At 72.1% G+C, this 15,751-nt stretch carries 16 protein-coding genes and 4 tRNA genes; 12 read left to right on the top strand and 8 right to left on the bottom strand.

Going from position 1 to position 15,751, the window contains the following annotated elements; translation table 11 throughout:
- Window positions 1–74 (bottom strand) — tRNA-Cys (locus OG766_RS05845).
- A gap of 37 nt (window positions 75–111) precedes the next feature.
- Window positions 112–184, bottom strand: a tRNA-Gly gene (locus OG766_RS05840).
- A 169-nt stretch (window positions 185–353) separates the two neighbouring features.
- On the opposite strand from OG766_RS05840, the gene OG766_RS05835 reads away from it, so the two are divergent.
- The 3 genes from OG766_RS05835 to OG766_RS05825 all read left to right on the top strand — a co-directional run bounded on the left by OG766_RS05835 (window position 354) and on the right by OG766_RS05825 (window position 3,135).
- The gene (locus OG766_RS05835; protein WP_266375736.1) at window positions 354–1,403 is read left to right on the top strand and encodes a chorismate-binding protein; all 1,050 of its coding nucleotides are present in this window, start codon (window positions 354–356) and stop codon (window positions 1,401–1,403) included.
- Window positions 1,400–2,230: an aminotransferase class IV gene (locus tag OG766_RS05830; protein ID WP_266375738.1), complete on the top strand. Its 831-nt coding sequence runs from the start codon at window positions 1,400–1,402 to the stop codon at window positions 2,228–2,230. The genes OG766_RS05835 and OG766_RS05830 overlap by 4 nt, the downstream gene beginning before the upstream one ends.
- A 65-nt stretch (window positions 2,231–2,295) precedes the next feature.
- Window positions 2,296–3,135, top strand: coding sequence for a GNAT family N-acetyltransferase (locus OG766_RS05825; protein ID WP_266375740.1), 840 nt, complete (start codon window positions 2,296–2,298; stop codon window positions 3,133–3,135).
- Here the strand turns inward: OG766_RS05825 and OG766_RS05820 are convergent.
- Window positions 3,132–3,677 (bottom strand): DsbA family protein, encoded by a 546-nt coding sequence (locus tag OG766_RS05820; protein WP_328724684.1) that lies wholly within the window; start codon window positions 3,675–3,677, stop codon window positions 3,132–3,134. The two genes, OG766_RS05825 and OG766_RS05820, sit on opposite strands and share 4 nt — an antisense overlap.
- Before the next feature lie 166 nt (window positions 3,678–3,843).
- Here OG766_RS05820 and OG766_RS05815 point away from each other — a divergent pair, with 166 nt between their 5' ends.
- Complete coding sequence (locus OG766_RS05815) at window positions 3,844–4,296, top strand: hypothetical protein (RefSeq protein WP_266375744.1); 453 nt, start codon at window positions 3,844–3,846, stop codon at window positions 4,294–4,296.
- A 119-nt stretch (window positions 4,297–4,415) separates the two neighbouring features.
- Complete coding sequence (locus OG766_RS05810; protein ID WP_266375746.1) at window positions 4,416–4,568, top strand: hypothetical protein; 153 nt, start codon at window positions 4,416–4,418, stop codon at window positions 4,566–4,568.
- A 23-nt stretch (window positions 4,569–4,591) separates the two neighbouring features.
- Here the strand turns inward: OG766_RS05810 and OG766_RS05805 are convergent, their stop codons facing one another.
- Window positions 4,592–5,149: a CGNR zinc finger domain-containing protein gene (locus OG766_RS05805; protein ID WP_266375747.1), complete on the bottom strand. Its 558-nt coding sequence runs from the start codon at window positions 5,147–5,149 to the stop codon at window positions 4,592–4,594.
- A 202-nt stretch (window positions 5,150–5,351) separates the two neighbouring features.
- The gene (locus OG766_RS05800; RefSeq protein WP_003959770.1) at window positions 5,352–5,765 is read right to left on the bottom strand and encodes an SsgA family sporulation/cell division regulator; all 414 of its coding nucleotides are present in this window, start codon (window positions 5,763–5,765) and stop codon (window positions 5,352–5,354) included.
- Between the two features lie 188 nt (window positions 5,766–5,953).
- Between OG766_RS05800 and OG766_RS05795 the strand changes: the two genes are divergently transcribed.
- Both OG766_RS05795 and OG766_RS05790 read left to right on the top strand, forming a co-directional pair.
- Window positions 5,954–6,409 carry a TIGR02611 family protein gene (locus OG766_RS05795; protein ID WP_328724683.1) on the top strand — a complete coding sequence of 152 codons (456 nt, stop codon included), beginning with the start codon at window positions 5,954–5,956 and terminating at the stop codon, window positions 6,407–6,409.
- A gap of 75 nt (window positions 6,410–6,484) precedes the next feature.
- Window positions 6,485–6,559, top strand: a tRNA-Val gene (locus OG766_RS05790).
- A gap of 69 nt (window positions 6,560–6,628) precedes the next feature.
- On the opposite strand, the gene OG766_RS05785 is transcribed toward OG766_RS05790, so the two are convergent.
- Complete coding sequence (locus tag OG766_RS05785) at window positions 6,629–9,064, bottom strand: SCO7613 C-terminal domain-containing membrane protein (protein ID WP_328724682.1); 2,436 nt, start codon at window positions 9,062–9,064, stop codon at window positions 6,629–6,631.
- Window positions 9,065–9,226: 162 nt separating this feature from the next.
- Between OG766_RS05785 and OG766_RS05780 the strand changes: the two genes are divergently transcribed.
- A tRNA-Val gene (locus tag OG766_RS05780) sits at window positions 9,227–9,298 on the top strand.
- Between the two features lie 147 nt (window positions 9,299–9,445).
- On the opposite strand, the gene OG766_RS05775 is transcribed toward OG766_RS05780, so the two are convergent.
- Window positions 9,446–10,174, bottom strand: coding sequence for a 3'-5' exonuclease (locus tag OG766_RS05775; protein ID WP_266375750.1), 729 nt, complete (start codon window positions 10,172–10,174; stop codon window positions 9,446–9,448).
- A gap of 172 nt (window positions 10,175–10,346) precedes the next feature.
- Here OG766_RS05775 and OG766_RS05770 point away from each other — a divergent pair, with 172 nt between their 5' ends.
- The 3 genes from OG766_RS05770 to thrS all read left to right on the top strand — a co-directional run bounded on the left by OG766_RS05770 (window position 10,347) and on the right by thrS (window position 14,363).
- Window positions 10,347–10,910, top strand: coding sequence for a DUF4365 domain-containing protein (locus tag OG766_RS05770; protein ID WP_266375751.1), 564 nt, complete (start codon window positions 10,347–10,349; stop codon window positions 10,908–10,910).
- The gene (locus tag OG766_RS05765; RefSeq protein ID WP_443045447.1) at window positions 10,907–12,178 is read left to right on the top strand and encodes a hypothetical protein; all 1,272 of its coding nucleotides are present in this window, start codon (window positions 10,907–10,909) and stop codon (window positions 12,176–12,178) included. The genes OG766_RS05770 and OG766_RS05765 overlap by 4 nt, the downstream gene beginning before the upstream one ends.
- A 208-nt stretch (window positions 12,179–12,386) precedes the next feature.
- Window positions 12,387–14,363: a threonine--tRNA ligase gene (gene thrS / locus OG766_RS05760; protein WP_266375752.1), complete on the top strand. Its 1,977-nt coding sequence runs from the start codon at window positions 12,387–12,389 to the stop codon at window positions 14,361–14,363.
- Between the two features lie 32 nt (window positions 14,364–14,395).
- Here the strand turns inward: thrS and OG766_RS05755 are convergent, their stop codons facing one another.
- Window positions 14,396–15,091, bottom strand: a complete 696-nt coding sequence (locus OG766_RS05755; RefSeq protein WP_328724681.1) for a potassium channel family protein — start codon at window positions 15,089–15,091, stop codon at window positions 14,396–14,398.
- Between the two features lie 67 nt (window positions 15,092–15,158).
- Here OG766_RS05755 and OG766_RS05750 point away from each other — a divergent pair, with 67 nt between their 5' ends.
- Window positions 15,159–15,719, top strand: a complete 561-nt coding sequence (locus tag OG766_RS05750; RefSeq protein ID WP_266375755.1) for an HIT family protein — start codon at window positions 15,159–15,161, stop codon at window positions 15,717–15,719.
- Window positions 15,720–15,751: the final 32 nt, after the last annotated feature.

Raw genomic sequence — 15,751 nt, 5'->3', positions numbered from 1 at the left:
TGGAGGTGGAGACGGGATTTGAACCCGTGTAGACGGCTTTGCAGGCCGTTGCCTCGCCTCTCGGCCACTCCACCAGGAGCTGCGGGGGTTCTCGGGAAGATCCCCCACTCGAGCGGACGACGAGATTCGAACTCGCGACCCTCACCTTGGCAAGGTGATGCTCTACCAACTGAGCCACGTCCGCCTGTCGTTTCCCGGACCGCTCTCGCGTCCCGGCGACGTGTTGAACTCTAGCGGATTCCCGGGCCAGCACAAAAACGCGTTTCCGCAGCGTGCTGAGCTGTGTTCACGCCGGGTTCACTGCCGGGTGCGCGCCGCAGCGGCCGGACCGGGCCCGCCATAGACTCACAGCCGTGCACGACCTCGCTCCCATGGCCCGCTTCGGCGGCCTCGTCGCCACCGACCTCAGGGATGTCACCAGTGATCCCGAGGCCCTCGACTCGTCCGGCTTCTGGGCCGTGGCGGCGGACTTCGAAGGGCGCCTGACCTGCGCCCGCTTCGGCGATGTGCGCCCCGAGCCGGTGCCGGCCCCGGACCCGGGGCGCTGGCGCGGCCCCGCCGCCGACGACTGGACGTCCTCGCTGGACCGGGCCGCGTACACCGCGGGCGTACGCCGTATTCGTGAGTACATCGCCGCCGGCGAGGTCTACCAGGCCAATCTCTGCCGCGTCCTGTCGGCGCCGCTGCCGGACCCCGACGCCGCCGACGTCGACGCCCTGACCGCGCTGCTCGCGCGCGGCAACCCCGCTCCGTACGCGGGAACGATCAGGCTGCCCGCGCACGGCGTGGAGATCGCCACCGCCTCGCCCGAGCTCTATCTGCGCCGCGACGGACGCACGGTCGTGTCCGGGCCGATCAAGGGCACCGGCCGGACGGCCGCCGATCTGCTGGAGAAGGACCACGCCGAGAACGTGATGATCGTCGACCTGGTCCGCAACGACCTGGGGCGGGTCTGCGCCACCGGGACCGTGACCGTCCCGGCGCTGTGTGCCGTCGAGTCCCACCCCGGCCTGGTCCACCTCGTGTCCACGGTCCGGGGCGAGCTCGGGCCGGGCGCGGGCTGGCGAGAGCTCCTGGACGCCACCTTCCCGCCCGGCTCGGTCACCGGCGCTCCCAAGTCGAGCGCCCTGCGGATCATCGCGGAGCTGGAGACGGCGCCCCGCGGCCCGTACTGCGGCGGCATCGGCTGGGTGGACGCCGACCGCGGCACCGGCGAGCTGGCCGTCGGCATACGCACCTTCTGGACGGACCGCGCCGACGGTCTGCTGCGCTTCGGCACCGGCGCCGGGATCACCTGGGGCTCCGACCCCGAGAGGGAGTGGGACGAGACCGAACTGAAGGCGTCCCGGCTGCTCGCGGTAGCGTCGGGAACGTACGCGCAAAGTGGAAGGACCGTGTCATGAGGATCTGGGTCAACGGCGGACTGCGGGACGCCGACACCGCCCTGGTTTCCGTGTTCGACCACGGCCTGACCGTGGGCGACGGCATCTTCGAGACCGTCAAGGCGACCGAGGGCCGCCCCTTCGCCCTCACCCTGCATCTCGACCGGCTCACCCGCTCGGCCCGCGGCCTCGGCCTGCCCGACCCGGACCACGACGAGGTGCGCCGCGCCTGTGAGGCCGTCTTGGAAGCGAATCCGATGCCGTTCGGCCGGCTGCGGATCACCTACACGGGAGGGCTGTCGCCGCTCGGCTCCGACCGCGGCGACAAGGGCCCGACGCTCGTGGTCGCGCTCGCCGAGGCCAGGCGGCGCCCCGACACCACCGCCGTGATCACCGTGCCGTGGACCCGCAACGAACGCGGTGCGCTGACCGGGCTGAAGACCACCTCGTACGCCGAGAACGTGGTCGCCCTCGCCCGCGCCCATGAGCAGGGCGCCTCCGAGGCCATCTTCGCCAACACCGTGGGACAGCTCTGCGAGGGCACCGGCTCCAACATCTTCGTCGTCCTCGACGGCCAGCTGTACACCCCGCCGGTCTCCTCGGGCTGTCTCGCCGGGATCACCCGTGCGCTGACCGCGGCCTGGACGGGGGCGCTGGAGGCGGACCTGTCGATGGACGCGCTGGACCGTGCCGAGGAGATCTTCCTGACCTCCTCCACCCGCGACGTCCAGGCCGTGCACCGCGTCGACGGCCGGGAGCTGACCTCCGCGCCCGGTCCGCTGACCGCCAAGGCCATGCGGATCTTCGACGAGCACTCCGCGGCGGACCCGGATCCGCGGTCCGTGTGACCCCTGACCCGTGATCCTTGCGAAACGTCGTGACGGGAGGCCGCAGGGCAGGTAGAACACCCCTGATGACCACCACCCTGCGGCCGTCCGGGCCGCTCCGGTACGAAGCCGCCGACGCCATGTCCCGCAGCTACGACGTCTGCGTCAACGGCAGGCCCGTGGGCGCCGTGGCGCTGGCCAGGGACCCGGCGGCCGGCCCTTCGACGGGCGTCGTGCGCTCGCTGCTGATCGACGACGGCGACCGGCGGCGCGGCCGGGGTACGGTCGCGGCGCTCGCGGCCGAGGAGGTGCTGCGCGGCTGGGGCTGCACGCGGATCGTGACCGTCGTCCCCGCGGAGGCCACCGCCGCGCTGCGCCTGGCCGGGGCGCTCTGCTACACCGAGAGCGGCCGCACCCTGCTGAAGGAGGTGCCGGCCGATCCCCCCGTGCTCCCCGAGGGTGTCGCGAGCCGGCCCCTGACGGAGGCCGAGTTCCCCGGCTGGCGGACCGGCGCGGTCGAGCGGTACACCCGGAGCTGGATCGCCCGGGGCCTGCCCGAGGACCGGGCCCGCGCCAGATCCGAGTCCGACCACGACGAGAAGCTCCCCGACGGACCCGCGACCTCCGGTGTGTGGCTGCGCGCCCTGGTCGCCGGGGGCACGGTGGTGGGCCACATCTGGATCGCCGAGCGCGAGATGCGCCCGGGGGAGCGTGGTGCGTACGTGTACGACGTCCAGGTCGCCGAGGAGCACCGGGGCCGGGGCCACGGGCGGGCGCTGCTGCTGACCGCCGAGCAGGTGGCGGGGGCCGCCGGGGCGTCGGTACTCGCCCTGCACGTCCTCACCGGGAACACGCCGGCGGTCGCCCTCTACGCCTCACTCGGCTACCGGACCACCCACCACCACTTCGCCAAGCCGCTGCTCTAGACGCCGGTCCCGGTCCCGGCGCCGGCGTCACCGCGCTCCGCGAGGAGCCGGTCGGCGATCTCCTCGATGCGCTCGCGCAGGCCCTCCTGGCTCTTGCCGCCGTCGAGCCGCTCACCACCGATGACATACGTCGGGGTGCCGGTGACACCGATCGCCTTGCCCTCGGCCTGGTCGGCGTCGATGATCAGGATGTGCCGCCCGTCGATCAGGGCCGTGTCGAACTCCTCGGCGTCCAGGCCGAGTTCACGCGCGGTCTCGACGAGGAACGGCTCGCCCTTCCGGTCCAGTTCCTCGACCCGCCCGAGCACGGCCTCCACGAACGCCCAGTCGCTGCCCTGGACCGCGGCCTCCTCCGCGGCCTGTGCGGCCGCGAAGGAATGCTTGTGCTTCTCCAGCGGGAAGTGGCGCAGCCGCGTCTCCAGCCGGTCGCCGTAGCGTTCGCGCAGGGCGTGCAGGTCGGAGAGGGCGGCGCGGCAGTCGGGGCACTGCAGCTCGCACCAGACGTCCAGGACGACGGGGCCGGCGGGGGAGGAGTCACTCATGGGACCAGTCTTCCAGCCGTGCCGCCCGCGCCCCAATCCGGACCGGCTCGGACCTGGGGAGGAGGGCGCCCCGGAGATCTCCCTGAGGTGCGCGGGGAGCGTGGCCCCCGGGCCGTCGGCCGGTGCAGGATGGAAGGTAACTGTTGTCACGGGCCTGGAGGACCGGATGCTTGCCGAGACCATTTGTTCCGCGGTGTCCGCGGCGGGGCTGGGCATCGCCGCCATCGCGGCGTACCGGAAGCGCTTCCTGACGGCGGCCCGGATCGCCGCGTACGCGCTGGTTCCGCTCGGGCTCGTCCTGACCGGCGTCGTCGAATGGGCGGCCGGTACGGTCTTCAGCCCCCTGGCCTGGGTGGGCGTGGGCGTGCTCGGGGCCGCGTGGGGACTGTTCATGACCACACGGGCCGTGGAGCGGCGCAGGCTGGGCAAGGCGGCGGCCGCCACGGACGGCGCACGCCCCGGCGCGGTCGCCCCGTCCGCCGCGGCCCCCGCCCTCGGCAAGGCCGGCCGTCCGGCCGCGGCGCAGCCCCGGCCGAAGGCGAAGGGCAAGCAGCAGGCCGCCGAGCCCGGCGAAGACTTCAGCGACATCGAGGCGATCCTCAAGAAGCACGGCATCTGAGGCGGCGAGCCGCCGCGGGGGCTTCCACGGGACGGGTCCACGGGATGGGATGAACTCCCGCGGTCTTCATGCGTGTTGGTCGATCACCGGGGCCGGTGCTGCGTCATCATCACCCCGAGATGCTGGATACCTCCCGGGGCCAGGCCCCCGCCCCCGCCGACGAGCCGCGTGGCTGCCTCTTCGCGCTCTCCCAGCCGCCCCTGATGATCTTCCTCGGGGTGATCGGCTTCCTTCTGCTCATGGCAGCGGTCCACGACCTGTTTCTGCTGTGAGCCCCCGGTGAACGACGTGAACCTCAGCCGGCCGCTTCCTTGCGGCGCGCCCGGTAGGCGGCGACGTGCAGCCGGTTTCCGCAGGTGCGGCTGTCGCAGTAGCGGCGCGAGCGATTGCGGGACAGATCGACGAAGGCGCGCCCGCAGCCCGGCGCCTCGCAGCGTCGCAGCCGCTCGTGCTCGCCCGCCACGATCATGAACGCCAGCGCCATGCCGCAGTCGGCCGCGAGATGCTCGGCGACCGAGGCGCCCGGGGCGAAGTAGTGGACATGCCAGTCGTAGCCGTCGTGATCCGTCAGCTGCGGAGTGGTTCCGGCCGAGGCCACGAGCTGGTTGATCATCTCGGCCGCGGTGCGGGCGTCCGCGGCCGCGAACACGTCCGTGAACCGGTCCCGCACCTCGCGTACGGCGCTCAGGTCGTGCTCGCCCAGCTCACCCACGTCGCTGATGTTGTAGTTCTGCACGAACGCGTACAGCGCCGGGAGGTCCCCGAGTCCGTCGTCGTGGTCGCCCTCGGGCGTGGTGTTCATCAGATCGACGACGATGTCGAGGGCGATGCGGGTGTCGTGGGGGATCAGCACGATTCGCTCCCTGGCCTGCTGCGGGCGGGCGCCCGCCGAATTGCGCTGACTCTAGCCGGTCACCGTGAAACGCGACGGCGCCGTCTTCGCGGTGGATTCCGCGACGACGGCGCCGGAGCGTGCCGTATGTGGTTGTGCGTGTCCGCGCGGTGCCGTCTCCCCGAGTCGGACGGCGCCGAGCTGCCCTCGGCCTGGTGTCAGTTCAGCTTTCGGCCAGGATGTGCGAGAGCTCCGTATCGAGATCGAAATGACGATGCTCGGTGCCGGGTGGCACCGCGGCGTCCGTCCGCTTCAGGAACGACTCCAGGGCCCGCGCCGGGGCCTCGAGCAGGGCTTCGCCCTCCGGAGAGCTCAGAGCGATGCAGACGACGCCTTGGCCATGACTGCGCGACGGCCAGACTCTGACGTCGCCGGTTCCCGTGGGTCGATGAAGACCCTCGGCGAGAAGATCGCGGGCGAACACCCATTCGACCGTCTCTTCGGCTCCGGTGTGGAAGGTGGCGTGCACGGCATAAGGATCGGCCGTGTCATACCGCAGGCCCGCGGGTACAGGCAGTGATGACTCGCTCGATACAACGAGGCGCAGGTGCAGCTCGCAGCTGACCGTGGTGTTCATAAGCGCCAGGGCCTTTCGCTCAGTGTGCGCTCGGGGATTCGCACGTCGGCGAAATCGACATGCCACCTACGGTGCCGTTGTAAACCCCTCTGTCTGTTTTGTGATCCTTGAGGTACCCCGTACGGAGGAGTCTCACGTACGACTGTGCGGTCATTCCGGACAGCCATTTCGTCGGGTACTTTGGGCTTATGAATGCGGAGAGTGACGAGCGGAAGGTGGCCGCCACGGTGGTCCCCGATTCCGCCACGGGGGATGTGACCGCACCCGCCGAGCAGCCACTGGGCTCACGGGCGCCCGAGTTCGTGAAGGCGCGCCGGACGCTGCATCTCAGCTGGCAGGTCGGTGTATTCATCATCGGCCTCGCCGTGGTCGTGGCCGGCGTGATCATGCTGCCGCTGCCCGGGCCGGGCTGGCTGGTGATCTTCGGCGGTATGGCGATCTGGGCCACGGAGTTCGTCTGGGCGCAGCTCGTGCTGCGCTGGACGAAACGCAAAGTGACCGAGGCGGCGCAGCGTGCGCTCGACCCGAAGGTGCGCCGGCGCAACATCATCCTGACGTCCATCGGTGTGGTGATCGTCGCGGTGCTGCTCGCGATCTACGTCTGGAAGATCGGGATCGTGATGCCCTGGAAGATCGACGAGTGACCTCGGGCCGCCTCAGGGCGGCGTCCGGGTGGTCATGGACCACCGCTGACATCGGGTAATGTGTGCGTTGCGCCCGGGCGATTAGCTCAGTGGGAGAGCGCTTCGTTCACACCGAAGAGGTCACTGGTTCGAACCCAGTATCGCCCACCACCCGGACCGAAGGCCCCGGAGACCGAGAGTCTCCGGGGCCTTCGGCATTCACCCGTTCGGCGGTACGGGTCACCGCATCCGGCCCAGGCCGTCCCGCAGCCGGCGGGCGTCGCGCAGCCGCTGCTCGTACGTCGCTCCGACGGCCAGCAGCAGGAGCCCCGCGAGCGCGGGCGGCAGCCACCGGGGCAGCGCATCGACGACCTGGACGACGTACGGTGCGAGTTCGTGCAGTGTGTCCAGGGCGAGCGTCAGCCCGCCGAGGACCAGCGGGGCCTGCAGCCGCAGCCGGGCACCGGCCAGGGTCACCGCGAGCGCGGCCACTCCCAGGAGCAGCGGACGCAGCCAGTGCGTGTCGCCCCAGGCCGCGAAGAGGCTGGGCACCAGGGTCGCGGTGAGCCCCGGGCCGTACGCGCTCCAGGAGGACGCCTGCGGGTCCCGCCGGCGCCGCAGCGCGCCGACGGCGAGTGCGGGAACGGTCACCGGCAGGGTGTACGCCTCGGGCCACTCCACTCCCGAGGCGGCGAGCCGCACCCAGGTCGCCGCGACGAACAGCACCGCGGCGAGATACCCGGCTACGGGCCTGCGCTCGGCCCGCACCGACGTGCCCGCGGCGATGACGCCCGCGAGGGCGAGCACCAGGGCCAGCGTGGGCGGGTGCGGCACCGCCAGGACGATGGCGAGCAGCCCCGCGACGGCGGCCGTGGCCTCGACCGGCAGCGCGACCGGATGCCGGCCGAGGCGAGCCCCGAGCAGCGCGGCGGCCGCGGGTACGGCGAGCAGCGCGAGCGCGACCTGGTGCGCCGGGAGCCCCGCGGCGGCCGCGGCAGCCGCCACGAGCCCCGCCGTGCCCACCACCGCGCCACAGGCGACCACGGCCCGCAGCAGGCCACGCCCGAGCAGCGCTGCCGCCACGTTCACGGCCACCAGCATCCCGAGCACGGCGAACGTCGCGGGCCGCGTGGCCAGACCGAGCACCGCGGCGCTCGTCCCGGACGCCAGCCCGCACGCGAGCGCGATCCCGGCGAACGCGCCGGGCGGGGTTCCCGGGGTTCCCCACGCTCCGGGGGTCGCTGCTGCTTCTGCGGTTCCCGCGGTTCCGGTGGCCTCAGCGGTGCGCGGCGGGCGGACCGCCAGGGCCAGCGCCGCCGTGGCCGTCAGGAGCTGGAGCACCAGCGTCGGCGCATAGGACAGCGACAGGGCCGTCGGGACGGCGACCGCGGCCGACCAGGCCAGGGCGAGGGCTGCGCAGTCGGCGGTGGTACGCGGGAGGTCGAGGGCCGGGAGGAGGCGCGGCGCCGCCCGGAGCACCACGGCCACCGTGGCCGCCACCACGGGCGCGGCGACCGTGCCCCACAGGGCCGCGTCCTGGGCAGGGACGCCGGACCAGACGTCTTCGAGGACGGCGGCGGGACGCAGCAGCGTGAGGATCACGACCGGCGCGGCCCAGATCGCCGAGGCGGCGTGAACGGCGCCCGAGGCGTACGCGAGCCCGGTGCGCACACCGTGCGGTGCGCCGGTCCGTACGGCGGCGAGCAGGACGATGGCGCACAGCAGATACGCGGGCACGGCCCACTCCCCGGGCAGCGCCGCGCGGAGCACGCCGCCGACGCCCGCGACCGAGGCCAGGCCGGCCACCGCCGCGGTCGCCACCGCGGACGCCGGCGCGCGCCATGCCGCGCACAGGGCCAGGCCCGCGGCGGCGAGCAGCAGCAGTGCCGGTTCCACCGCGAGGGACGGGCTGTGCGCCGACACCGACAGCCGGCCGCCGGTCAGCAGCGACCAGCCGCCCGTCGTCACGGCACCCAGGATCCCGAGCACCCGGACGTCCGTCCGCTTCGCGGCGAGCGCGATCGCGACGTCGAGGGCGGCGGTGGCCAGCGTCGCCCACGCGGTGACCCAGAGGCTCGAACCGGCCGCCAGCGCCCACAACGGCAGCGGGAACTGCGCGGCCACGACGGCGGCCGGCACCGGCAGGCGCAGGGTGCCGAGGGCAGGCCCGTACCCGGCCCACAGCGCGGCGAGCACGCCGGACGCGACGGCCGCGTACGTCCCGGGATGCGTCCCGGGGAACGCCACGCGGTGCAGTGCGTACGCGTCGAGCACGGTCAGGAGCAGGCCGAGCGCCGCCACCGATTCCGCGGTGGAGACGAGCCCCCTGCGCAGCAACAGGGCGGGCGTCGCCAGGGCCGTGACGGTGACGGCGCCCAGCACGAGCGCGCGGCCACCGATGCCCAGGTGGCCCCAGCTGACCAGGGTGAAAGCGATGGCGGCGACCGCCAGCAGGATGCCGCCGAGTGTGAGCAGGACGTTCTGCGCGCTCGGCGGTGAGGTCTCGGCGTCCGGCCGCGCGGTCCGTGCGGGATCCGCCGGGGCCGCGGCGGCAGCTCGTATCGTCTGCAGCAGCCAGCCCCTGCGGGCCAGCAACAGGGCCCGCCTGGCATCGAGTTGAGCCAGCTCGCGGTCGATGAGTCGTAGCTCCTCGGCGGGTGGCGGTGCGTTCTCCATGGCGTGGAGTGTGGCGCGGGCCACAGGCCCCCGGAATGGGCGCGGATACTCAGATCGGGTACTCGGATCGAAGTGAGTACGGCCGGTCCACGCCCACCTCGTGGGGAGCCGGAGAGAGTTTGAAGGAAACCCGCCGGTACCTGTATGGTTCAGTGCGTTCCCGGGCGATTAGCTCAGTGGGAGAGCGCTTCGTTCACACCGAAGAGGTCACTGGTTCGAACCCAGTATCGCCCACCGGGAGAGGCCGGTCCGTCCGTTGACGGACCGGCCTCACGCGTTCGCGGCCACCGGCCCGTTGCGCGCGGGCCGTTCCGTTCACCGCGGGCTTCACCGGATGAGCCCCGGGCCCGGGTGACCCGCCGGGCACCCGGACCCACGGACTCACGCCGCCTGCGCCGGAATCTCCGGCCGCAGCGGCCACGCCGGATCCACCGACTCCTCCGAACCGTTGCGGGCGAACCAGGCCTGGAGCCCTCGCGCCTGCGCCGCGTGCCACACGGCCTGCAGGGTGTGCAGCTCCGCCGGGGACAGCCGCTCCAGGCGGGCGGCGAACCGCTGCCCCACCGCCCGTACGACCTCCATGGCCGCGACCGCGTCGGCGGCCGCGTCATGCGCGCCCTGCAACTCGACCCCGTACTGCTCACACAGGTCCGTGAGCGTGCGACGGCCCTTGCGGTAACGGTCCAGATGCTTGTCCAGGACCCGCGGGTCCAGAACGCACATCGGCACGTTCTCCAGATAGCGCGCCAGCGACGAGGCGCGATGGCGGCGCAGTTCGCGGTCCAGCAGGGTCAGATCGAACGGCGCGTTCATCACCACGATCGGCCGGCCCGCCGCGGACTGCTCGGCCAGCGCCCGGCCTATCTCCTCCATCACCGGCGCCGGCCAACGGCCGTTGCGCTGCAGATGCTCCTCCGTCAGACCGTGCACCGCCGTTGCCTCGGCGGGTACCGGAATGCCCGGATTGACCAGCCAGCCGGTGACGCGCACGCGTCCACCCGGCGAATCCTGGACGACGAGCGCGGCGGAGACCATCCGGTCCTGCTCGACGTCCACTCCAGTTGTCTCGGTGTCAAATGCGGCCAGGGGCCCTTCATACCAGCGCGTCATCCCCGAACTCCTCGCCCGTGCCGGGCAGATGGTCAGATCCCCCTGCCCGAATCGGTGATACCCGCCCCGTTTGCGCAGTACGCAGAGGGGTGACAACACAGGTGACGGGGCGCGAGGTTGACGCCCCGTTGTGGGGACAATCATCGGCACAGCCCGGAAGGCAGACGGAGCCATGGCGCTCGCGCAGCCCGAACCGGGTGCGCTGCCCGAGCGGACCGTACCGCTGCGCGGAGCACTCGCCACCACCGCCTGCATGGAGACCCTCCAGGTGGGATATCTCCATGCCGTCGCGGCCGCCGCCGGCTGCTCACTGTCCCAGCCGTTCCCGGACAACGGGATCGACTGGCACGTCAGCCACAGCGCGCCCGGACACACCGTCGACGACGAAGTCACCATCAAGGTGCAACTGAAGGCCACCTACCAGCTCGCGCCGCATCCGCCAGGACCGGCGTTCTCCTTCACCCTCGACAACGAGCACCTGGTGAAGCTGGCCCGCACACCCGTGTCGGTGCACAAGATCCTGGTCGTCATGATCGTCCCGAGGACCCAGGACGAGTGGCTGCGGGCCAGCCACGACCGGCTGGACCTGCGGCACTGCTGCTACTGGACCAACCTGGCCGGCCACCCGGTGACGGGCCGGCGCAGGACCACCGTGCGCGTCCCGACCTCTCGCATCTTCGACGACCGGGCGCTGTGCGAGATCATGACCCGCGTCGGGACGGGAGGGAAACCGTGACGCACCGCCCGATCGACGAGCCCGTGCCGCCGTCCGCCGGCTCGCGCCCGCTCGCCCACCCGCACCCCCTTCCGCTCCCGCTCCCCGACGATGTGCCGCCGCCCTGGTACGGCAGCGAGGGGCCCGACCCCGCGCATGTCGACCCTCTCGTGCTGGGAGCGCTGCTCGACCGGCACGGCTGGCGGCGGCGCGGCGGAGCGGCCGGGCGCTACGCCCGCTGGACGCCGCCCGGTCCCGCCGCCGGCCGCACCAGCCTGCTCGTCCCGGAGAGCCGGGCCTTCCCCGACTGCGAGGACCTGCTGGGCGAGGCGCTCACCGCTCTCGCCCGCTCCGCCGCGCCCTCCGCCCGGGAGGTGCTCGTCGGGCTCGCCGTCCCCAGCGACGAGATCCGCTGGTGGCGGGACGTCCCGCAGGGCCCCTCGGGTGCGGCGGCCTGGGCCGTCCAGGAACAACTGCGGTCAGCGGCGCGGCAACTGCTGCTCGCGGGGGCGCTCGCCGCACGAGGGCGGGCCGGGTACTACGGGGCGCGGCACCGCCGCCAGGCGCAGGCGACGCTGGAGGGCGTGCTGGTGGGGCCGGCTCCGGGGGGCCGCGGGCTCACCGCCTTCGTGCCGGCGGAGTCCGGCCGCTCCGTCGTCGTACGGCTCCACCACGCCCTGCACGCCACCCGCGAGGCCGTCGACTACCAGCGGGCCACCGGCGGGATGGAGGCCTTCGACACCGCCGTCGAGGCCGGTGTCAGCCGCGAGCTGACCGAGGCCCTCGTCGCCCTGGTGCGCGGCTCCGAAGGGGCCCGGATCGCGCTGGCCTGGTCGCCGGCGCTCGGGGTGCCGGACGGGTGCGCCGCGCGCCCCGAGGCCGTGGAGTTCTCCCCGGGCGATCTGCCGGCGCTGCGCGAGGCCGGTGCCCGTCTGCTGCGGGACGAGCCGTCCGTACCCGTCCGCATCACCGGCACGGTGGTCCGGATGCGCCGCTCCGGCCCGCGCGGCGAGGGCACGGTCCGGCTGCGGGTGCTCGCGGGCGCGGAGGTGCCGCACGTCCGGGCGGTCCTCGACGAGGAGTCGTACCGCACGGCCGGCCACGCGCACCTGGTGGGCCTGCCCATCCGCGTCATCGGCCGGCTGGAGAGCCGCGGCGGGTTCCGGAGGCTCTCCGACGCGACGGGGGTCGTCCCGGTCCAGGTGGACGAGGCGGAGCGGGACCGACTGATGAAGGCGCTCCACGAGAACCTCGACTTCTTCGAGGACGCCTGCGGAGGCGACGACTGACCAGGACGGGCGATGTCCCCGTACCCCGTGACCCGGCCGCAGGCCGTACAGGGGAGGGGAGAGCCGTGGGCGAAGCCCGCCGCAGGCGCCCGCCCGGCCCGGTCCGCGCCGCGAGAACCGTTTCGCGAGGCAGGCGTGCGGCTCGGTAGCATGACGTAGTGCGTGCGCAAGATGTCAGCGCGTGCTTCCCACCAGACAGGAGAGACCGGTGTCAGACGTCCGTGTGATCATCCAACGCGATTCCGAGCGGGAAGAGCGCGTGGTGACCACGGGCACCACGGCAGCCGAGCTCTTCCCCGGCGAGCGCACCGTCATCGCCGCGCGCGTGGCCGGTGAGCTGAAGGACCTCGCGTACGAGGTGCGGGACGGCGACGCCGTCGAGCCCGTCGAGATCTCCTCCGAGGACGGCCTCAACATCCTGCGCCACTCCACCGCGCACGTGATGGCGCAGGCCGTGCAGGAGCTGTTCCCCGAGGCCAAGCTCGGCATCGGCCCGCCGGTCCGGGACGGCTTCTACTACGACTTCGACGTCGAGAAGCCGTTCACGCCCGAGGACCTCAAGGCCGTCGAGAAGAAGATGCAGGAGATCCAGAAGCGCGGCCAGCGCTTCTCGCGGCGCGTCGTCACCGACGAGGCCGCCCGCGAGGAGCTCGCGGACGAGCCGTACAAGCTGGAGCTCATCGGCATCAAGGGTTCCGCCTCGCACGACGACGGCGCGGACGTCGAGGTGGGCGCCGGCGAGCTGACGATCTACGACAACCTGGACGCCAAGACCGGTGAGCTGTGCTGGAAGGACCTCTGCCGCGGTCCCCACCTGCCCACCACCCGCAACATCCCGGCGTTCAAGCTCATGCGCAACGCGGCCGCCTACTGGCGTGGCAGCGAGAAGAACCCGATGCTGCAGCGCATCTACGGCACCGCCTGGCCGTCCAAGGAGGAGCTGAAGGCCCACCTGGACTTCCTCGCCGAGGCCGAGAAGCGCGACCACCGCAAGCTGGGCAACGAGCTGGACCTGTTCTCGTTCCCCGACGAGGTCGGTTCCGGGCTCGCCGTCTTCCACCCCAAGGGCGGTGTCATCCGCCGGGTCATGGAGGACTACTCGCGCAAGCGCCACGAGGAGCACGGCTACGAGTTCGTGTACTCGCCGCACGCGACCAAGGGCAAGCTGTTCGAGAAGTCGGGCCACCTGGACTGGTACGCCGAGGGCATGTACCCCCCCATGCAGCTCGACGAGGGCGTGGACTACTACCTCAAGCCCATGAACTGCCCGATGCACAACCTGATCTTCGACGCGCGCGGCCGCTCCTACCGTGAACTGCCGCTGCGTCTCTTCGAGTTCGGCACCGTGTACCGGTACGAGAAGTCGGGCGTCGTGCACGGTCTGACCCGGGCCCGCGGCTTCACCCAGGACGACGCGCACATCTACTGCACCAAGGAGCAGATGGCGGAGGAGCTGGACTCCACCCTCACCTTCGTCCTGGACCTGCTGCGTGACTACGGCCTGACCGACTTCTACCTGGAGTTGTCCACCAAGGACCCGAACAAGTTCGTCGGCTCCGACGAGGTCTGGGAGGAGGCCACCGAGGTGCTGCGGCAGGTGGCCGAGAAGCAGGGCCTCCCGCTCACCCCCGACCCGGGCGGCGCGGCCTTCTACGGCCCGAAGATCTCCGTCCAGGCGAAGGACGCGATCGGCCGTACCTGGCAGATGTCGACGGTCCAGCTCGACTTCAACCTGCCGGAGCGCTTCGACCTGGAGTACACCGGCCCCGACGGCACCAAGCAGCGTCCCGTCATGATCCACCGGGCGCTGTTCGGCTCCATCGAGCGCTTCTTCGCGGTGCTGCTCGAGCACTACGCGGGTGCGTTCCCGGCCTGGCTGGCGCCGGTCCAGGCGCTCGGCATCCCGATCGGCGACGCCCACGTCCCGTATCTGCAGGAGTTCGCCGCCACGGCGAGGAAGCAGGGCCTGCGCGTCGAGGTGGACGCCTCCTCGGACCGGATGCAGAAGAAGATCCGCAACGCCCAGAAGCAGAAGGTGCCCTTCATGGTCATCGCGGGCGACGAGGACATGGAGAACGGCGCGGTGTCGTTCCGCTACCGCGACGGGTCGCAGGAGAACGGCATCCCGGTCGACGAGGCCATCGCCAAGATCGCGAAGGTCGTCGCGGAGCGCACCCACATGTGAGGCGGTTCCTGAGCCCCGGCGGCTGCCGCGGCTCAGGAAGAAGGAGCCCCCGGAGGACGCCCGTCCTCCGGGGGCCTCTTCTCGTCCTCCCGTGTGAAGACCTGGATCAGCCAGGACGAGAACGAGCCGGTCACCGCTCCGAGCAGGGCCAGCCCGCAGATCATCAGCCCGACCGCGATGATCCGCCCCCACGTGGTCACGGGCGTGACGTCGCCGTACCCGACGGTGGTCAGCGTCTCGCACACCCACCAGATCGCGTCCCCGAAGGTGACGATCGTCGCTCCGGGCGCGGTCCGCTCCTGGTGGTAGACCGCGAGCGCCCCGGCCCAGCCGAGCAGCACGGCGCCCAGCCCCGCATAGACGATCACCCGCACGTACAGGCTGAGGACCGCCTGGTCCCGCCGGCGCTGGAGCGTGGTGTACAGCTTCACGAGCCGCAGCGGGCGCAGCAGCGGCAGCAGCAGCACCACCGCGTCCAGCCAGTGCGTCCGCAGGAACCGGTGCAGTCGCTGGCCGCTCAGCCGCAGGCGCACCACGAAGTCGGCCGCGAAGATCAGCCACATCAGCAACATCGTCGCGAAGGCGAGCTCGCGCCAGATCCTGTCCACCTCGTGAGCCAGGATCCGCACCGAGTACGCGGCCAGGAAGACCAGCGAGGCCCAGAAGAGGGGGAGCTCGGCCCGCTGCTCCCAGCGGGCCAGCGGAGTTTCTGCCTCGTCGACGTCCATCCGGCCAGCATCGCCGGGAGCCGGCCGGGTCCGCCCCCGGCGACACGCTCCGTACGGGCGAAGTCATATGCTGCACCACATGACGAGTGAGCCGGAGCAGCAGATCGGAGTCGGCATCCAGGACGCCTTCCAGCGTCTGTGGACGCCCCACCGGATGGCCTACATCCAGGGCGAGAACAAGCCGACCGGGCCCGGGGCCGACGACGGCTGCCCCTTCTGCTCCATCCCCGCCAAGTCCGACGAGGACGGACTCGTCATCGCGCGCGGCGACACCGTCTACGCCGTGCTCAACCTGTACCCGTACAACGGCGGGCACCTCATGGTGGTGCCCTACCGGCACGTCGCGGACTACACGGACCTCGACGAGGCCGAGACCGCCGAGCTCGCCGCCTTCACGAAGCGGGCGATGACGGCGCTGCGGACCGCCTCCGGGGCACACGGCTTCAACATCGGCATGAACCAGGGCTCGGTGGCCGGGGCCGGTATCGCCGCCCATCTGCACCAGCACGTCGTGCCGCGCTGGGGCGGTGACACCAACTTCATGCCGGTCGTCGGCCACACGAAGGTGCTGCCCCAACTCCTCGCCGACACGCGGAAGATGCTCGCGGACGCCTGGCCGCCCGCGTAGCACTCCCGGGAGCGCCGCGCGGGCGGGCCGAG

The organism is Streptomyces sp. NBC_00259 (genome assembly GCF_036181745.1).
Classification (GTDB): Bacteria; Actinomycetota; Actinomycetes; order Streptomycetales; family Streptomycetaceae; genus Streptomyces; species Streptomyces pratisoli.
Note: the sequence above shows the minus strand (reverse complement) of the source record. Positions and strands in the feature narration are given on the sequence as shown.